The sequence below is a fragment of the Cognatishimia sp. WU-CL00825 genome (genome assembly GCF_040364665.1).
Taxonomy (GTDB): Bacteria; Pseudomonadota; Alphaproteobacteria; order Rhodobacterales; family Rhodobacteraceae; genus Cognatishimia.
In genome coordinates this window covers 435,347-451,705 of the sequence record NZ_BAABWX010000001.1, presented here as the reverse complement: position 1 = coordinate 451,705, position 16,359 = coordinate 435,347, and the positions used below count along the sequence as shown (strand labels likewise).

General features: G+C 54.4%; 13 protein-coding genes and 1 tRNA gene. 6 read left to right on the top strand and 8 right to left on the bottom strand.

Annotated elements, in window-relative coordinates; genetic code table 11:
• Positions 1-54 precede the first annotated feature (54 nt).
• The 3 genes from dnaG to ABXG94_RS02185 form a co-directional block, all read right to left on the bottom strand.
• A complete protein-coding gene (dnaG, locus tag ABXG94_RS02195; protein ID WP_353532036.1) occupies positions 55-2,028 on the bottom strand; it encodes a DNA primase in 1,974 nt (657 codons plus the stop codon).
• 51 nt (positions 2,029-2,079) lie between these two features.
• The gene (locus tag ABXG94_RS02190) at positions 2,080-2,382 is read right to left on the bottom strand and encodes a hypothetical protein (protein ID WP_353532035.1); all 303 of its coding nucleotides are present in this window, start codon (positions 2,380-2,382) and stop codon (positions 2,080-2,082) included.
• A gap of 80 nt (positions 2,383-2,462) precedes the next feature.
• Positions 2,463-3,020, bottom strand: a complete 558-nt coding sequence (locus ABXG94_RS02185) for a hypothetical protein (protein WP_353532034.1) — start codon at positions 3,018-3,020, stop codon at positions 2,463-2,465.
• 79 nt (positions 3,021-3,099) lie between these two features.
• On the opposite strand from ABXG94_RS02185, the gene ABXG94_RS02180 reads away from it, so the two are divergent.
• Positions 3,100-3,699, top strand: a complete 600-nt coding sequence (locus tag ABXG94_RS02180; RefSeq protein ID WP_353532033.1) for a Crp/Fnr family transcriptional regulator — start codon at positions 3,100-3,102, stop codon at positions 3,697-3,699.
• A gap of 64 nt (positions 3,700-3,763) precedes the next feature.
• Here the strand turns inward: ABXG94_RS02180 and ABXG94_RS02175 are convergent, their stop codons facing one another.
• Complete coding sequence (locus tag ABXG94_RS02175; protein ID WP_353532032.1) at positions 3,764-5,194, bottom strand: Glu/Leu/Phe/Val family dehydrogenase; 1,431 nt, start codon at positions 5,192-5,194, stop codon at positions 3,764-3,766.
• A 357-nt stretch (positions 5,195-5,551) separates the two neighbouring features.
• Here ABXG94_RS02175 and ABXG94_RS02170 point away from each other — a divergent pair, with 357 nt between their 5' ends.
• The 3 genes from ABXG94_RS02170 to ABXG94_RS02160 are packed head-to-tail and all read left to right on the top strand — an operon-like array spanning position 5,552 to position 8,368.
• Positions 5,552-7,282 carry a pilus assembly protein TadG-related protein gene (locus ABXG94_RS02170; protein WP_353532031.1) on the top strand — a complete coding sequence of 577 codons (1,731 nt, stop codon included), beginning with the start codon at positions 5,552-5,554 and terminating at the stop codon, positions 7,280-7,282.
• An 8-nt stretch (positions 7,283-7,290) separates the two neighbouring features.
• On the top strand, positions 7,291-7,812 hold the full coding sequence (locus ABXG94_RS02165; protein WP_353532030.1) for a TadE/TadG family type IV pilus assembly protein: 522 nt from the start codon (positions 7,291-7,293) through the stop codon (positions 7,810-7,812).
• 4 nt (positions 7,813-7,816) lie between these two features.
• Positions 7,817-8,368: a TadE/TadG family type IV pilus assembly protein gene (locus tag ABXG94_RS02160; RefSeq protein WP_353532029.1), complete on the top strand. Its 552-nt coding sequence runs from the start codon at positions 7,817-7,819 to the stop codon at positions 8,366-8,368.
• Here the strand turns inward: ABXG94_RS02160 and ABXG94_RS02155 are convergent.
• Complete coding sequence (locus tag ABXG94_RS02155) at positions 8,365-8,838, bottom strand: hypothetical protein (protein WP_353532028.1); 474 nt, start codon at positions 8,836-8,838, stop codon at positions 8,365-8,367. The genes ABXG94_RS02160 and ABXG94_RS02155 overlap by 4 nt on opposite strands.
• Before the next feature lie 82 nt (positions 8,839-8,920).
• Entirely contained in the window at positions 8,921-9,964 is a 1,044-nt protein-coding gene (locus tag ABXG94_RS02150; RefSeq protein WP_353532026.1) for an aldo/keto reductase, read from the bottom strand.
• A 361-nt stretch (positions 9,965-10,325) separates the two neighbouring features.
• On the opposite strand from ABXG94_RS02150, the gene metG reads away from it, so the two are divergent.
• The gene (metG, locus tag ABXG94_RS02145; RefSeq protein ID WP_353532025.1) at positions 10,326-12,038 is read left to right on the top strand and encodes a methionine--tRNA ligase; all 1,713 of its coding nucleotides are present in this window, start codon (positions 10,326-10,328) and stop codon (positions 12,036-12,038) included.
• Positions 12,039-12,144: 106 nt separating this feature from the next.
• Here the strand turns inward: metG and ABXG94_RS02140 are convergent.
• Positions 12,145-12,231 (bottom strand) — tRNA-Leu (locus tag ABXG94_RS02140).
• 106 nt (positions 12,232-12,337) lie between these two features.
• Positions 12,338-12,814: an Lrp/AsnC family transcriptional regulator gene (locus tag ABXG94_RS02135; protein ID WP_353532024.1), complete on the bottom strand. Its 477-nt coding sequence runs from the start codon at positions 12,812-12,814 to the stop codon at positions 12,338-12,340.
• 117 nt (positions 12,815-12,931) lie between these two features.
• Between ABXG94_RS02135 and putA the strand changes: the two genes are divergently transcribed.
• On the top strand, positions 12,932-16,351 hold the full coding sequence (gene putA, locus ABXG94_RS02130) for a bifunctional proline dehydrogenase/L-glutamate gamma-semialdehyde dehydrogenase PutA (RefSeq protein ID WP_353532023.1): 3,420 nt from the start codon (positions 12,932-12,934) through the stop codon (positions 16,349-16,351).
• The last annotated feature ends 8 nt before the right edge of the window (positions 16,352-16,359 follow it).

Below are 16,359 nucleotides of genomic sequence, written 5' to 3'. Positions count from 1 at the left end.
CACACCCGTTTAACCCATTTTCTTTATGATATCTTCACCATACGGCAGATTATTCTACCTTTGCCGCTTGGTAAAACTGATTCCCTGCATAAGCGCATCCAGTGCTGCGCGTTCGTCCTTGTCGATCGGGGCCCCATTTTCGCCCGTCTCAAACTCTCCACCTTCTTCCTGCGTACTCTGACGGGCTTTTTCACGCGCCGCCGCCGCCTGCCCCAACCGCCATGTCACCGCTTCATCTTCCACATCGCCAATCACTTCGATGGCTTCGGCGACTTCGGCACCATGTCCCAGATCACTGGCCAGCTTGTTCAACTCTTCAGAAATCGTCTGGCGCGCCCGGTCCAAATCTCCGGGAAAGCGCACCGGCGGGGCCAAACGCACATGTGGATGCCCCAGCAGAAAATCAAGAGCCTCTGGGCCCATTGCGTCCTCAACCACGCCTTTCAGGTTCTCGACGCCGCGGTGCGCCTGACGCAGCAACAGATCCCGCAAAAATCCATGGTCGTCATCCTGACAGCGCAGGCCTTCTAACCCTTCTTCAAATTCATCCAAAACCGCCGGTGTCGACAAGATTGACGCCAAAATCACCGCCTCGCGCAAATGCCGCTGACGCGCGTCATCCGCCGAAACCAGCAACGAGGCCTTGGTGGTTGCCTGCGCGCCAATCTGTTGCCAAACACCACGCGCTGTCTTGCTGCCACGTTTGCCCCCGGATTTGGCCCCGAATTTTGCGCCACCTCCGCGCTGCGGCCGGAACAACTGCCAGCGCAGTTCTTTGATGGCTTCGCCATAATGCGCCCGAATGGACGGGTCCTTGATAAGTTTGATTTTTTCGCGCAGCGCCTTGTCCAGCGTGGCTTTGCGTTCTGGGCTGTCAAAATTTTTGCCATCGGTTTCGCGTTGCCACAACAGATCCACCATCGGGCGCGCCTGATCCAATACCTTTTGCACCGCGCCCGGGCCTTTGGCCTTGATCAAATCATCCGGATCTTGCCCATCCGGCATAATCGCAAACCGCAAGCTTTGCCCGGCTTCAAGCAGAGGTAAGGCCAAATCGATCAACCGCATCGCCGCGCGAATCCCAGCCTTATCGCCGTCCAGCGCTATGATCGGTTCAGGCGATATCCGCCACAACAGCGCCAATTGGTTTTCGGTGATCGCCGTCCCCAAAGGCGCAACCGCGGCCTCAAATCCAGCGGCCACCAAGGCGATCACATCCATATAGCCTTCGGCCACTATCAGAGTTTGCCCTTTGCCCGTGGCTTCACGTGCAGGCCCATGATTGTACAGGCTGCGCCCCTTATCAAACAGCTCCGTTTCCGGGCCGTTTAAATATTTGGCGCGGGCATTTGGGTCCAGCGCGCGACCGCCCAGCGAAATACACCGCCCCCGCGCGTCGCGAATAGGGAACACAATGCGCCCGCGAAACCGATCATAAGGCGCGCGGCCATCATCTGGCCTTGCGGCCAGTCCCGATTGAATAATTTGCTCGGGATCAATGCCTTTGCCCACAAGGTGCTTAAACAGCGCATTGCCTTCGGGTGCATAGCCAATGCCAAACCGATCCTGAATCTGCGGTGACATTTTGCGGCGCTCTAGATAGGCCCGCGCCTCGGCGGCCGCCCCGGTTTTCAGCGACATGCGGTAAAACTGCACGGCCTGATCCATCACATCCACCAACAAGGTGCGCTTTTCGGCCTTTTCCTGCGCCCGCGGATCGCGGTCCGGCATCTGCAACCCGGCCTCTTCGGCCAAGATCTTTACTGCCTCGATAAAGCTGACATTCTCTGCTTCCTGCACAAAGTTAATCGCGTCACCCTTGGCCTGACAGCCAAAGCAGTAATAAAAACCTTTTTGGTCATCCACATGAAAAGATGCACTTTTTTCGTGATGAAAGGGGCACGGAGCCCACATATCGCCCTTGCCTGCATTAGACTTGCGCGCATCCCACATGACCTTGCGCCCCACCACCTGAACGATGCTGGTGCGGCTGCGAAGTTCATCCATAAATCCCGGAGGCAGGCTCATAGCATAATAATGGGTTGCGACATCAACAATGTCCAGTCAGCGCCAAAAGGATTACTGCTCAAGACAGGTGGTCAAATAGGCAGCACCCGGTTCTAGCTTTAGATCGGCCTTTGGCAATGTATAGACCCAGCCCACCAACAAAGGCACCGCCGGCTGAAATTCTTCCGCGATGCTCGCATCTTTGGCCAGGGTGCGTTTAACACGGCCTTCGCGCTTGCCTGACCGCCGCATTTCGACAGCTTTGGCAACAATATCTGATTGCGCCTGACAAGAGTTTTCCTTGGCCGTGGCCCCCTCGTCCGCCTGCGCAGACATTGCGCTCATCAAAACCGCAGCACACACCAAAAGACGCATAGACACCCTCCAAATCAGACACCCTTTGATGTCAGGCTTCGCAAATGACTGCAACCCTTTCGACAGGCCAAGATCGGCGGCTAGGCCTGTCTGCAAACACCCCGCCGCAAGGCTGAAATCGCCCAGCGCAATATCACATAAAGCGTGCACAGTACCGCAACTGTCGTAAGGCCAGATTTGGCGATTGTCGCGCTGCTGCTTAGGCGGATCACGGCACTCGGCACCTCGGGCCAGCACTGGATCATCACCACAATACCTAGATTCTCAAGGTAATCCGCCAGAGCGGCCAGTCCTGCAACCACACTGGCAAACCTCAGAAACCTGCCCTGCCCCAGACGCACGCCAAACCACATGTTCGCCGTCACCAGGCTCAGCCCCATTAGTGCAGGATACACCAAATCCAGCGGTATTTGACGGGTCAAATAATACGCACGCCCCGGCGCACCAAGCGCTTCAAACAGCGCCCTGACCGCGTCCCCTCTATAACCCATGGGCCGCATATCAAGCGGCACCAGCCCCGAAAGGCTTTGCAACTGCGCCAACGTCACCTGCACCATCACGCCATAAATGGCCACTGCCCCAAGACAACTCAGCACCAAAACCAAACCAAGATTCCGTCGCAATAATCTGATACTCATCGTAAAATCTCCTATAGATAGACGACGTCTAAGCCCCGCTCGGACGCGCCGCATTATCGTTTGTTAAGGAAAAATACGAATGGACCTTCAAAGCTATCTAAGGCAGTCCGAGACCGCGCTGACCAGGCCCGAGGCAACGGGCTTTGCGGCGCAATGGTCCTCAAAATTCGTCAAGAAAGCCACATCCTTTGCGCATCAAGACCAACCGGACAGCAATGAGTATATTCTTTTGCAAGGCCGCGTCGTCAGCGTGATTGTAGGTGCCGAAGGTCAGGCAGTTTGTGTTGGCATGTATTGCGGTCCCTGCACCATTACACCAAACCTTGCGCGCAGCAGACAGTCCAACTCGCGCGTCTCGCTGTTGGCCACGATCGACAGCCTAATCTGTCACCTCAGCGCCGCGCGTCTGGTCGATCTCATGCTGACATCATCCAGCATTCGCGACTGGGCCAATGCTGTATTGCAAAAAGAGCTGGCTTTTAAAGCTGACCGGGAATGGTGCCTCGCCGCCCTAAAGGGGGCCGATCGGCTGGCATGGTTTCGCGCCAATTTCCCCGAGCACGAAAACAACTTTTCCCACAGCCACATCGCGTCCTTTCTTGGCATGACACCCGTCACCCTAAGCCGGTTGCGAAATATGCCCTCCACGGCGGTTACCCCGCCGATCTCAAATCCCTAGGGTGATACTGGGCACAAAAAAACCCGCCAATGGCGGGCTTTGATAACATCTTATGTAGTCTAGATCACAGACCTTTGGCGCGATAACTCGCAGCAACTTTTTCGATCGAAACCAGATAGGCTGCAGTGCGCAGGTCTACCACGTCATCGCGTTCGTGCCACACTTTGCGCATCGACTGATAGGCAATCCGCATCGTGTCATCCAGACCCGAACGCACCAGTTCCAACTCGTCCGCACCCCGCAGATATTTCTGCTTAAAGTCCGGATCCGGCGACCAGGCTTTACCCATCGCATCAGACAGGCTTTCCAACTGATCCACCACCAACTCGTGGCGCGCTTCTTCCTGACGGCGCTGCATACGGCCAAATCGAATGTGGCTCAGGTTCTTCACCCATTCAAAATACGACACGGTCACACCGCCCGCATTGGCATACATGTCCGGAATAATCACTGTGCCCTTGTCGCGCAGGATTTCATCCGCTCCGGCTGTCACCGGCCCATTTGCAGCCTCGATGATCAATGGCGCGGTGATACGCGCGGCGTTGGACAGGTTGATCACCCCTTCCAGAGCCGCAGGGATCAGAATATCGCAGTCTTCTTCCAGCACCTCTGCGCCATTCTCAACATAGGACGCATCCGGATAACCTTTAACGCCGCCATGTTTCATGATCCAGGCGTGCAGACCTTCGACATCCAGCCCATTTTTGCTGACCACAGCCCCGTCGCGCTCAATCACGCCAATGATCTTGGATCCGTCCTCTTCCGACAGAAACTTCGCAGCGTGATAGCCCACATTACCAAGGCCTTGAACAACAACGGTCTTGCCCTTCAGCTTGCCCGTCATACCCGCCTTTGCAACATCTTCCTCATAGCGGAAGAACTCGCGCAGCGCGTATTGCACCCCACGACCGGTTGCTTCGACACGGCCAGAAATCCCGCCAGCATTCAACGGTTTGCCGGTCACACAGGCCCGCGCGTTGATATCGGTGGTGTTCATGCGCGCATATTGGTCCGCAATCCAGGCCATTTCCCGTTCGCCGGTGCCCATGTCAGGCGCAGGCACGTTTTGGGACGGATGAATCAAATCGCGTTTTGCCAATTCATAGGCAAAGCGGCGCGTGATTTGCTCAAGCTCATGCTCGTCATATTCACGCGGATCGATGCACAGCCCCCCTTTTGACCCCCCAAAAGGGGCTTCCACCAATGCGCATTTGTACGTCATCAGTGCGGCAAGTGCCTCGACTTCATCTTGGTTAACGCTGCCTGCAAACCGAATACCGCCCTTTACGGGTTCCATATGTTCAGAATGCACAGAGCGATAGCCGGTAAAGGTGCGCATTTCCCCGCGCAAACGCACCCCAAAACGCACCGTATAGGTAGCGTTACAAACCCGGATTTTCTCTTCCAGTCCCGGTGGCAGATCCATCAGGGCCACCGCCCTGTTAAACATCAAATCCACGCTCTCCCGAAAACTTGGTTCTTTCACTGCGCTCATAACTCACTCCCGACAAGCATTTTGCGACTCAACGTCGCATTCAGTCTCCCCACCTAATCTTAGTTCAGAAAAAGATGCGAGGACCAACTGCACAAATTTTCATCAGTTTGAAAACTTTTTGAGATACCCTTAACGCATAGCCGAGTTTTCTTAATGTTTCCCAAACATGAACAGTTCAAACTTTCACACGTGACCGGCCACCAAATCGGCCCAATTGCGACGATTCACAGCCAAAACCACTGAAAAATTCGCAAATCCGCCCCAATTCAGCCAAAATCCACTGTCATTCAAGGTCGCGAGTAAATGTAGCCGAAATCCGTTCAATGGGTTTCGTGGGGCGTAAACGAGGGACGTAGTATGGGACACCGGACTGCACAGAACAAAGCCGCAGCAGCGACGCAGTTTTTGCGACGCTTCCGCCGCGAAGAAGACGGTAGCATGGTCTATTTTGGGGTCATGGTCTTCCTCATGATCATGATGGTCGGCGGCATTGGCGTAGATGTTATGCTCGCCGAGATGCGCCGCACCCAACTCCAGGATACATTGGATCGCGCGGTTCTGGCTGCTTCTTCGCTGGAACAAGACCTTAATCCAGAGTCGGTCGTCGAAGACTATTTTGCGAAATCCGACCTGTCTGAGCACTTGGAAGACATTCAAGTCGAAGAAGGTCTTGGCTATCGCACGGTTTCCGCCACGGCCAACACCTCTGTCACCACCAAGTTTATGCGCCTGACCGGCATCAACACCCTGAATATGAACGCCGCAAGTGCTGCCGAAGAGCGCATCGGTGGTGTGGAAATTTCAATGGTGCTTGACGTCTCTGGCTCCATGAACAGCAACAACCGCCTGCCCAACCTGAAAGTTGCGGCCAATGACTTTGTTGACACGCTGACAAGCACCACCGAAGACGGCAAACTGTCGGTTTCAATTGTGCCCTATGCAACGCAGGTTTCCGCACCAGAAATTCTGGCGGAACAATTGAACATGACCGAAGAGCACACCTACTCAAACTGTGTGAACTTCGCCGCCGGTGATTTCAGCGAAACATCAATTGATCCAAATGCTGAATTGCAACGCACCATGCATTTTGACCCTTGGTCAGATTCTGACGGGCGCGACAATGATCCGATGGTCACTGTCCCCTCTGCGGTCTGTGTTTCAGCTGCTGATAACACCCGCGAAATGGTGGTTCTGCAAAAAGACGCCACCACGCTGAAAAACTTCATCAACTCGATGTGGGGCGGCGGCAACACCTCTATTGACGTAGGCATGAAATGGGGCACTGCCCTGTTGGACAATAGCTTACAACCCGTTGTCAGCGCGCTGATTGACGAAGGTCATGTCAGCTCTGATTTTGAGGGTCGCCCAAATGCCTATAACGACAGTCAGACCTTAAAAGTCATCGTCTTGATGACAGATGGTCAGAACACCTCGCAATATTACATCAAGGATGATTACCGCACCGGAGACTCCAACATCTGGTGGAACGATGAACAGGAAATCTATTCTGTCTATATCGGCGAAGACACCGGCGACGAAGACAATGACGGCGACACAACAGAACCCATGTTCTATTGGCCGCATAACAGCGCCTGGAGAGATCACGCCTATGGCGAAGGTGTCTACGAAGAGACCCAAACCTCTTATGTGTGCCGCTCCTATCGCCGCAACGGCTCATGCAAACGCTACAAACGTGTCCGCAAAACCGTCACTGTGGATGAACCCGGCAGCGCGGAAATCGTTTCTTATGCCGACCTTTGGGCCCGCACCTCGATCAAATTCAATGTCGACGAACACTATAAGCCTTGGATGATTGACAGCGAAGCCAATGATGACTGGTACTACGGTGTGCGCAGCTATGTGGGCGGTTCTACCAAGAACACACGTACACAAGCCATCTGTGATGCCGCCAAGGCCGAAGACATCGTGGTGTTCACAATCGGTTTCGAAGCCCCATCCGGTGGCCAAACCGTTCTGCAAAACTGTGCAAGCTCGCCAAGCCACTATTTTGATGTGGACGGGCTAGAAATTGCTGACGCCTTTGCCGCAATCGCCGCATCTATCCGTCAGCTGAGGTTGATCCAATGAAGAATTTCATGCTTAACAAACTCCGCTTCTTTCGAAAGTCCGAAGACGGAAACGCCGCGGTTGAATTCGCCATCATGTTCCCGGTCCTACTGGTCTTTCTGATGATGTCCGTCGAAGTCGGCCTGATGACCCTGCGCCATACCATGCTGGAACGCGCCATGGATGACACCGTGCGTTGGGTACGCCTGAACACAGGTGGCGCGCCAACACACGAAGAGCTTAAGGCCCGGATCTGCGAATATAACGTGGTGCCAGACTGTGCCACCAATCTGCATCTGGAAATGGTGGTGCGGGATGTGCGCAACTGGACAGATCTGCCCAGCACATTCGCCTGTACCGACGCCTCAGAAACCATCGCCCCCATGTCTGAATACAGCTTTGGCATGGACAACGAGCTGGTGGTTCTACGTGCCTGCGCAAAATACACGCCGATCTTCCCAAGCTCAAAATTTGCATCCGCCCTGCAAACCGACGGCGCTGGGGACACAAGCATCACCGCCATGACAGCATTTGTTCAGGAGCCGAGGTAGACCCATGTTTAATGCTCTGAAAAAACTCAAGTCTTTCACAAAAGACGCCTCAGGATCGGTCGCGATCGAAACCGTGATCATCCTGCCCCTTCTGTTCTGGGCCATTGCCGCCGTGGCGATCTTCTTTGATGCCTATCGCACCAAATCCGCCGCTGAAAAAGCTGCCTTTACCATCAGTGACATGTTATCGCGCGAAACCAATGCCATCACGCCAACCTACGTCACCAACACCCGCAGCCTGTTTGACGCTCTGGCCAAATCAGACACTGACTCCTCAATGCGGATTTCGGTGATCACCTGGAACGAAGACGAAGACGCTTATGAAATGGAATGGTCCCAGACCCGCGGCGATACCTATGCCGCCCTCACCGCGCAAAACCTGATCGACCTGAAAGATTCCCTGCCCACAATGGCGGACCAAGACGCGGTGATCCTGATCGAAACCCAAACCACCTTTGATCCGGCCCTTGATGTTGGCCTGGGGTCGCGCAGCATCGAGACCTTTGTCTTCACACGTCCCCGCTACGCGCCGCAATTGGTGTTCAGCACGTCCTAGGGGTTTTGCTCCTGCATCAGGGCTTCGATGATTTGCGCCATCGATTTGGTATCCGCCCCTGACGCGGTGCCCCCAATCCCAACCCGGCGACGCCATCGCCACCAAAGCCCGGGCATCCATTGTCCGGGCGCTTTGTTTTTCAGATGCAGGGTAAAGCCACTTGAGGGCTTTAGGGCAAATGTGCCGCGTTCCACCTTGGTGATCTCTGACAGCGCCACAATAGGCATGCCACGGCTGTCCCACAGCCCCTCTCGGGTCAATTCGATATAGCCAGAGGTGGCAAAATAAGTGCGCTGCGCCAACCAAAGCGCCGCCCCTCCCAAAACCAGCAAAAACACCTGCCCCGGCAAGGCCGGTGGCGTATCAAAGGCGACGTAAATCACCAATGCGCCCAACAGCGCTTGCATAAAGACTGCCATCCAACGTCTTGGCGCAGATATGCGCACCGTCGCAACCACCTCTTGTGTCACCGCTCGTTCCCCTTATCAGTTGAACGTTGTTATCCTGAATATGCAGACCAGGCCAATACCCAAACACCCTGAGTTTTGCCCCTTAGAATGGCATTGGGTTGGCACGGTGCACCGCATCAATCGCCTGCATCACATCCTCAGACAGGACCAAATCCCGCCCTTCCAGAATATGGGCGAGCTGATCGACGGTTGTGGCCCCAAAGATGGTCGACGCCATAAACGGCCGCTGCATACACCATGCCAGCGACATATGCACCAGATCCAAACCATGCTCTGCGGCCAAATCCAGATAAGCCTGGGTCACCCCCTGAACGCGATCTGTGCGCCGCCCACCCAGATCAGGGCCAATCGACATCCTTGATCCCGCTGGAACCGCATCGTTCTGATATTTGCCGGTCAGATATCCTGTCGCCAAAGGGGAATAAGACAACAACCCGATCTCTTCGTTATGACAAACCTCTGCACAATCGGTATCAAACAAGCGGCACAGCAACGAATATTCGTTCTGAATGCTGGCCACACGCGGCAATCCATGGGCGTCTGCCAACCCAGCCCATTGCGTCATGCCCCAGGCGCTTTCATTTGACAGGCCAAAGGCGCGAATGGTGCCCCGATCCACCTCTGTTTGCAGTGCCTGCAACGCTTCCAGCATATGGTCCAGCGTTTGTTGCCGGTTCTGACTGGTCGGGTCAAAGCTCCAGTTCTGCCGGAACATATAGCTGCCGCGATTGGGCCAATGAAACTGATAAAGATCAATATGATCTGTCTTCAGCCGCTTCAAAGACCCCTCGATGGCCTCTGGAATGGTCCGCGCCGTGATATCTGCCCCATTGCGCACATTCAGGTAGCCGCTGCCAGAATGTTTGGTCGCCAAAACCACCTCATTCCGGCGGCCGGTTGTTTCAAACCAATTGCCCAGAATGCGTTCTGAGTCCCCCTGAGTTGGCTTGCTCAAAGGGTTCACCGGATACATTTCTGCGGTGTCCCAAAAATTAACGCCAGCCATCAAGGACATGTCCATCTGCTGATGCGCATCTTCTTGTGATGTCTGAGTGCCAAAAGTCATTGTCCCAAGACAAAGGGCGGGCACCTGAATACCAGTGCGGCCAAGGGTGTTCGTTTTCATCGCGCGGTCCTCGCTGTTCGAGCTTGCGTGCAACCTAAGCCGCTGCGGGTAAACTGCAAGGAAATTGAATGCTGTGCTGTCATTCCAAAAAGCGTTGGGAGGCAAAACACCGGCCCCGGAGCGTGCCGAATGGGGGCTGGTGCGGCACGCACAGACCCCAAGCGAATCGTACGTTTGGGGCCGTGAAACGTACAAATTGTACAAATAATCGAAAATGAACCCGGCGCACGGACCAACGGCAACCGTTTCGCCGCGAAACCTCTGCTGAAAGCCCCCTCTTTGCGTCGCCAATGCCCTGCCCTCTGGAACTGCCACAAGGATTGGTCTAGGGAAGGCTTAACGACGGACAAAGGAATTCCCCATGGCGCGCCATCTGATCACTTCGGCCATCCCATATATCAACGGCATCAAGCACCTCGGCAATCTTGTGGGCAGCCAGCTTCCTGCCGATTTGTTTGCCCGCTATCAGCGAGCCCGCGGCAACGAAGTTATGTTCCTATGTGCCACCGACGAGCACGGCACACCCGCAGAACTTGCCGCTGCCAAAGCCGGTCAACCGGTTGCCGAATACTGCGCTGAAATGCATGAGATCCAAGCCAAAATCGCCGAGGGCTTCCGTCTGTCCTTTGATCACTTTGGTCGGTCATCTAGTGAACAAAATCATAAGCTTACACAACACTTTGCAGGTCGTTTGGCCCAGGCAGGACTGATCCGCGAAGTTGAAGAAACCCAGATGTATTCCCACGCGGACGGGCGGTTTTTACCAGACCGATACATCGAAGGCACCTGCCCCAACTGTGGATTTGAAAGCGCGCGCGGTGATCAATGTGACAACTGCACCAAGCAGCTTGACCCCACCGATCTGATCAACCCCTATTCCACCATTTCAGGCTCGACTGAACTGGAAGAACGCGCCACGAAACATCTCTACCTGCGCCAATCCGAAATGCGCGAAAAGCTTTCGGACTGGATTGACAGCAAACACGATTGGCCGATCCTCACCACCTCGATTGCTAAGAAATGGCTGACCGATGGCGACGGTTTGCAAGACCGCGGCATCACCCGCGATCTGGACTGGGGCGTGCCGGTGAAAAACGGCGACCAAGACTGGCCCGGCATGGAAGACAAAGTCTTCTACGTTTGGTTCGACGCCCCCATCGAATACATCGCCGCCTCCCAAGAATGGGTTGATGCCGGCAAAGGCACAGACTGGGAACGCTGGTGGCGCACTGACAAAGGTGCCGAGGATGTGACCTATACGCAATTCATGGGCAAAGATAACGTGCCATTCCACACCCTGTCATTTCCTGTGACAATTTTCGGCTCCCAAGAGCCGTGGAAGCTGGTGGATTACATCAAATCTTTCAACTACTTAAATTACGATGGCGGCCAGTTCAGCACTTCGCGTGGGCGCGGTGTATTCATGGACCAGGCGCTTGAGATTCTGCCCGCAGACTACTGGCGCTGGTGGCTTCTAAGCCATGCTCCTGAAAGCTCTGATGCGGAATTTACTTGGGAAAACTTCCAAGGATCCGTGAACAAAGACTTAGCGGACGTGCTGGGTAATTTTGTGTCCCGCGTGACAAAATTCTGCCGTTCCAAATTCTCCGAAGCCGTGCCCGAAGGCGCAAACTATGGCCCGCAGGAATTGGCGTTGATCCAAGAGCTGACCACACGCGTGCGCGCCTATGAACAGCACATGCAGGACATGGAAGTGCGCAAATCCGCTCAAGAATTGCGTGCGATTTGGGCAGCGGGCAATGAATACCTGCAAGCCGTTGCCCCCTGGACAACGTTCAAAACTGATCCAGATCAGGCCGCTATCCAAATCCGTTTGGCACTGAACCTGATCCCCTTCTACGCCGTGCTTTCAGCCCCCTTCATCCCCGACGCAAGCGCCTCGTTGCTGGCGTCAATGAATGTGTCAAACACGGAATGGCCCGATGATGTCGCGGAAACTTTGCAGCAGTTAAAAATTGGTCATGCCTTCACGGTGCCCGAAGTGACATTCCGAAAAATCACCGACGACGAACGCGAAGAGTGGCAAACCCGCTTTGCCGGAACCCGCGACTAAGAACATTGGCGCGGTCTCGCCGCGCCAATCTACCCAAAGACCAATAACTCACCAAAATCTCAAGGCGTGGCCTACAGTATTCATCAATGATTTCAAGCTGGTGAATTGGTGCGGGCGGTGGGACTCGAACCCACACGGGCACAAGGCCCAACAGATTTTAAGTCTGGTATGTCTACCATTCCATCACGCCCGCATCTGGCGTTTTCAGTCTGTAAACACCAAGGCAATAGTGGCCAAAGCAATCTTTCAAACTGCGGGCGACAATAGCGCTCTCGTCTGAGGTGTAAAGAGCCAAGACGCTATGCTATTTCAGAAAATCCACTTTCTTTCACAGACTGCATCGCCACATAAGTTGAGGTGCTGGCAACATGCGGCAAAGCCGAGATTTTTTCACCCAAAACCGCACGATAAGCCGCCATATTTGTTACGCGTACCTTTAATAAATAGTCAAAATGACTTGCGATCATATGGGCTTGTTCAATCTCGGGTACTTCCAAAATTGCGGCATTAAAAGCCGCCAAGGCGGCCTCGCGCGTGTCGGTCAATTTCACTTCGACAAAGGCCACATGATCAAGGCCAAGTCGAATGGGGTCTAGCTGCGCGCAATAGCCGGTGATCACGCCCTCGCTTTCAAGGCGACGCAAGCGCGCTTGAGTTGGGCTTTTGGAAAGTCCGACTTCTTTGGCCAAATCCGTGATCGACGTCCGCCCATTGCGCGCAAGCACGTCCAAAATCTTTCGGTCAAAGCTGTCGACCTCTATCTGCCCTGATTGCATCGTGTTTTACCCAAAATTAAGTCCTTCCGGAAGGCATATACGAAAAATTCAGGAAAATCGACTTCAAAATAACCATTAAGCTGATCAAAACACCCCACCTCATTCTCGGAGAATCAGATGACATCCCACCGCCGCCTGATAGATACATCCACATATTGCGACGAAGATCTGCTTGTAGCGCAGCTGAAAGAACAGACTGGGCTAAGTCCCGAGGACCGAAAGCGAATTACAAAATCAGCGGCCAATCTGGTGAGTCAAATTCGCGGGAAAACCCAGCCGGGATTGATGGAAGTCTTTCTGGCAGAATATGGTCTATCCACGGATGAAGGCATCGCGCTGATGTGTTTGGCAGAAGCTTTGTTGCGTGTGCCTGATGCGGAAACGATCGACGCTTTGATCGAGGACAAGATTGCGCCTTCCAACTGGGGCAAGCACCTTGGGCATTCGACCTCCTCGCTTGTCAATGCTTCGACTTGGGCGTTGATGCTGACGGGCAAAGTCTTGGACGACGAGAACAAAGGCATCATTGGCTCTCTTCGCAGTGCCGTAAAACGTCTGGGCGAACCGGTTATTCGTACGGCTGTTGGGCGCGCAATGAAAGAAATGGGGCGTCAATTTGTACTGGGTGAAACCATTGTATCAGCCATGGATCGCGCTGCAAAAATGGAAGCAAAAGGCTATTCATATTCCTATGACATGCTTGGCGAAGCGGCCAAGACCGAAGCGGACGCAATGCGGTATCATCTGGCTTATTCCCGGGCGATTACTGCGATTGCCGCTGCTTGCACAAATGACGACATCCGTGACAACCCAGGGATCTCTGTAAAGCTTTCCGCATTGCATCCCCGCTATGAGGTCACCCAACGCACGCGTGTCATAAATGAGTTGGTGCCGCGCCTTAGGTCCTTGGCTTTGCTAGCTAAATCCGCGGGCATGGGGCTGAATATTGATGCAGAAGAAGCGGACCGCTTGTCCATTTCGATGGATGTTATCGAGGCAGTTTTGTCTGAACCTGCCCTAGCAGGTTGGGACGGTTTTGGAGTTGTCGTGCAAGCCTATGGCAAACGCGCGGGCGCGACGCTTGATTTTCTGTATGAGCTTTCGGCGAAGCTGGATCGCAAGATTATGGTTCGGCTTGTCAAAGGGGCATATTGGGACACAGAGGTAAAGTTGGCCCAAGTTCAAGGGTTAGAGAGCTTTCCTGTATTTACAAACAAAGCGGCAACCGACATCAGCTATATCGCTAATGCCCGCAAATTGCTGGGGATGACGGATCGGATTTATCCGCAATTTGCCACTCACAATGCGCACACTGTGGCCGCCATTTTGGATATGGGCAGTGATAAATCGACTTTTGAGTTCCAAAGACTTCATGGAATGGGCGAAAGCCTGCATAGCATTGTTCTGGATGACAACAAAACGCGCTGCCGCATCTATGCACCAGTTGGGGCGCATCGCGATTTGCTGGCCTATTTGGTACGTCGCTTACTGGAAAACGGAGCCAACAGTTCATTTGTGAACCAGATTGTTGACGAAGACGTTGCGCCGGAAATCGTCGCGCGCGACCCATTCGAAGCCCTGGAAGACGGCCAGCGGCAAATCGAGACCGGCCCGCATCTGTTCGCGCCGGAACGCGAAAATTCGCAGGGGTTTGACCTCCGAGATGTTCCAACATTAGAGCGCGTTGATGCTGCACGTGCGCCATTTTTAAAACAGGTATGGCACGCGGTGCCTTTGCTGGCGGCAGAGGCCAAACCTGACGCAACATTTGATGTGAAAAACCCTTATTCTCTGGCAGATACTTTGGGTACAATCACCCACACAAGCCCCGAAGGTATTGAGGCCGCCCTTGCTGGTGCCAAAGCCTGGGATGCCAGCCCCGAGGAACGCGGGCAAATTTTGGCGAAAGCTGCGGACTTATACGAAGAGAATTTTGGCGAATTCTTTGCAATTTTGGCCCGCGAAGCAGGCAAAACACCTCTCGATCAGGTTGCTGAGCTGCGAGAAGCTGTCGACTTCCTGCGTTTTTATGCAGCCAATGCGCCATCACAAAAGGCTGCTGGAGTATTCAGCTGCATTAGCCCCTGGAACTTCCCCCTCGCGATCTTCACAGGTCAGGTTTCTGCAGCCCTCGCAGCGGGCAACGCCGTTCTGGCAAAGCCTGCAGACCAAACCCCATTAATCGCATTTAGAGCAGTTGAGCTGTTGCACCAAGCGGGTGTGCCGCGCAGTGTACTACAATTCATTCCCGGCTCTGGCTCTAAAGTGGGGGCTGCAATCACGTCTGATGTGCGCGTGAATGGCGTTTGTTTTACGGGGTCCACAGCTACTGCGCTACGCATTCGCGCGGCGATGAGCACTCACATGGCCCCTGGTGCCCCGTTGATTGCTGAAACTGGCGGATTGAATGCGATGATCGTCGATTCAACTGCCCTGCCCGAGCAAGCTGTAACCGCGATTGTTGAGAGCGCATTCCAGTCAGCGGGGCAACGCTGCTCTGCACTGCGTTGCCTTTATGTCCAAGAAGACATTGCCGACAGCTTGCTAGAGATGCTGCAAGGTGCGGTGAAAGAATTATGCTTGGGTGACCCTTGGAACTATGAGACCGATTCTGGCCCGGTCATTGATGGTGCTGCACAGCACGACATCGCCGACCATATCGCACAAGCGCAGGCCGACGGCCGGGTGATCTTTCAATTGGCAACCCCGCAGACGGGTCACTTTGTTGCACCCACCATGATCAAAGTAGATAGTATTGCCGACCTCAAGAAAGAGATTTTCGGGCCGGTTCTGCATGTGGCAACCTTTAAATCCAACGAGTTAGACGACGTCATTGATGCGATCAATGCGACTGGTTATGGGCTAACGTTTGGTCTTCAAACCCGCATTGACGATCGCGTGCAGCATGTTTCTGACCGCATTCACGCCGGCAATATCTATGTCAATCGCAACCAAATTGGGGCGATTGTCGGAAGTCAGCCATTTGGTGGCGAGGGATTATCTGGAACCGGCCCAAAAGCAGGTGGCCCGCTATATCTATCGCGCTTTCTGAACGTTGAAGCGGTTAGAACCGACGATCGTTGGGGGACAACAATGCCTGCCCAATCCCTGCAAACAGCCATAGATAATGCCGCCCCTGGGGCGGCCGAAACCACCGTATCTTTGCCAGGACCCACAGGCGAATCCAATCGGTTGACCACCATGGCCCGACCACCCGTCTTATGCATGGGCCCCGGTGCAGAAGCTGCCAAACAGCAGGCAGCTGCCCTGTTGGCCTTGGGTGGGCGCGCCGCGATTGCCGACGGCGCGGTTTCAGCACAAGACCTGACCAAGCTTTCAGGGATTGCTGGAGTGATCTGGTGGGGTGACAGCACCACGGCGCGTGAATACGAGCAAGCGCTGGCCACACGCGACGGAGCAATTGTGCCGTTGATCACTGGTCTGCCAGACACAGCACGGGCGCGCGCAGAACGTCACGTTTGTGTTGATACAACTGCGGCTGGCGGCAATGCTGCTTTGCTTGGCGGAGGAGCTTGACGCCCCTG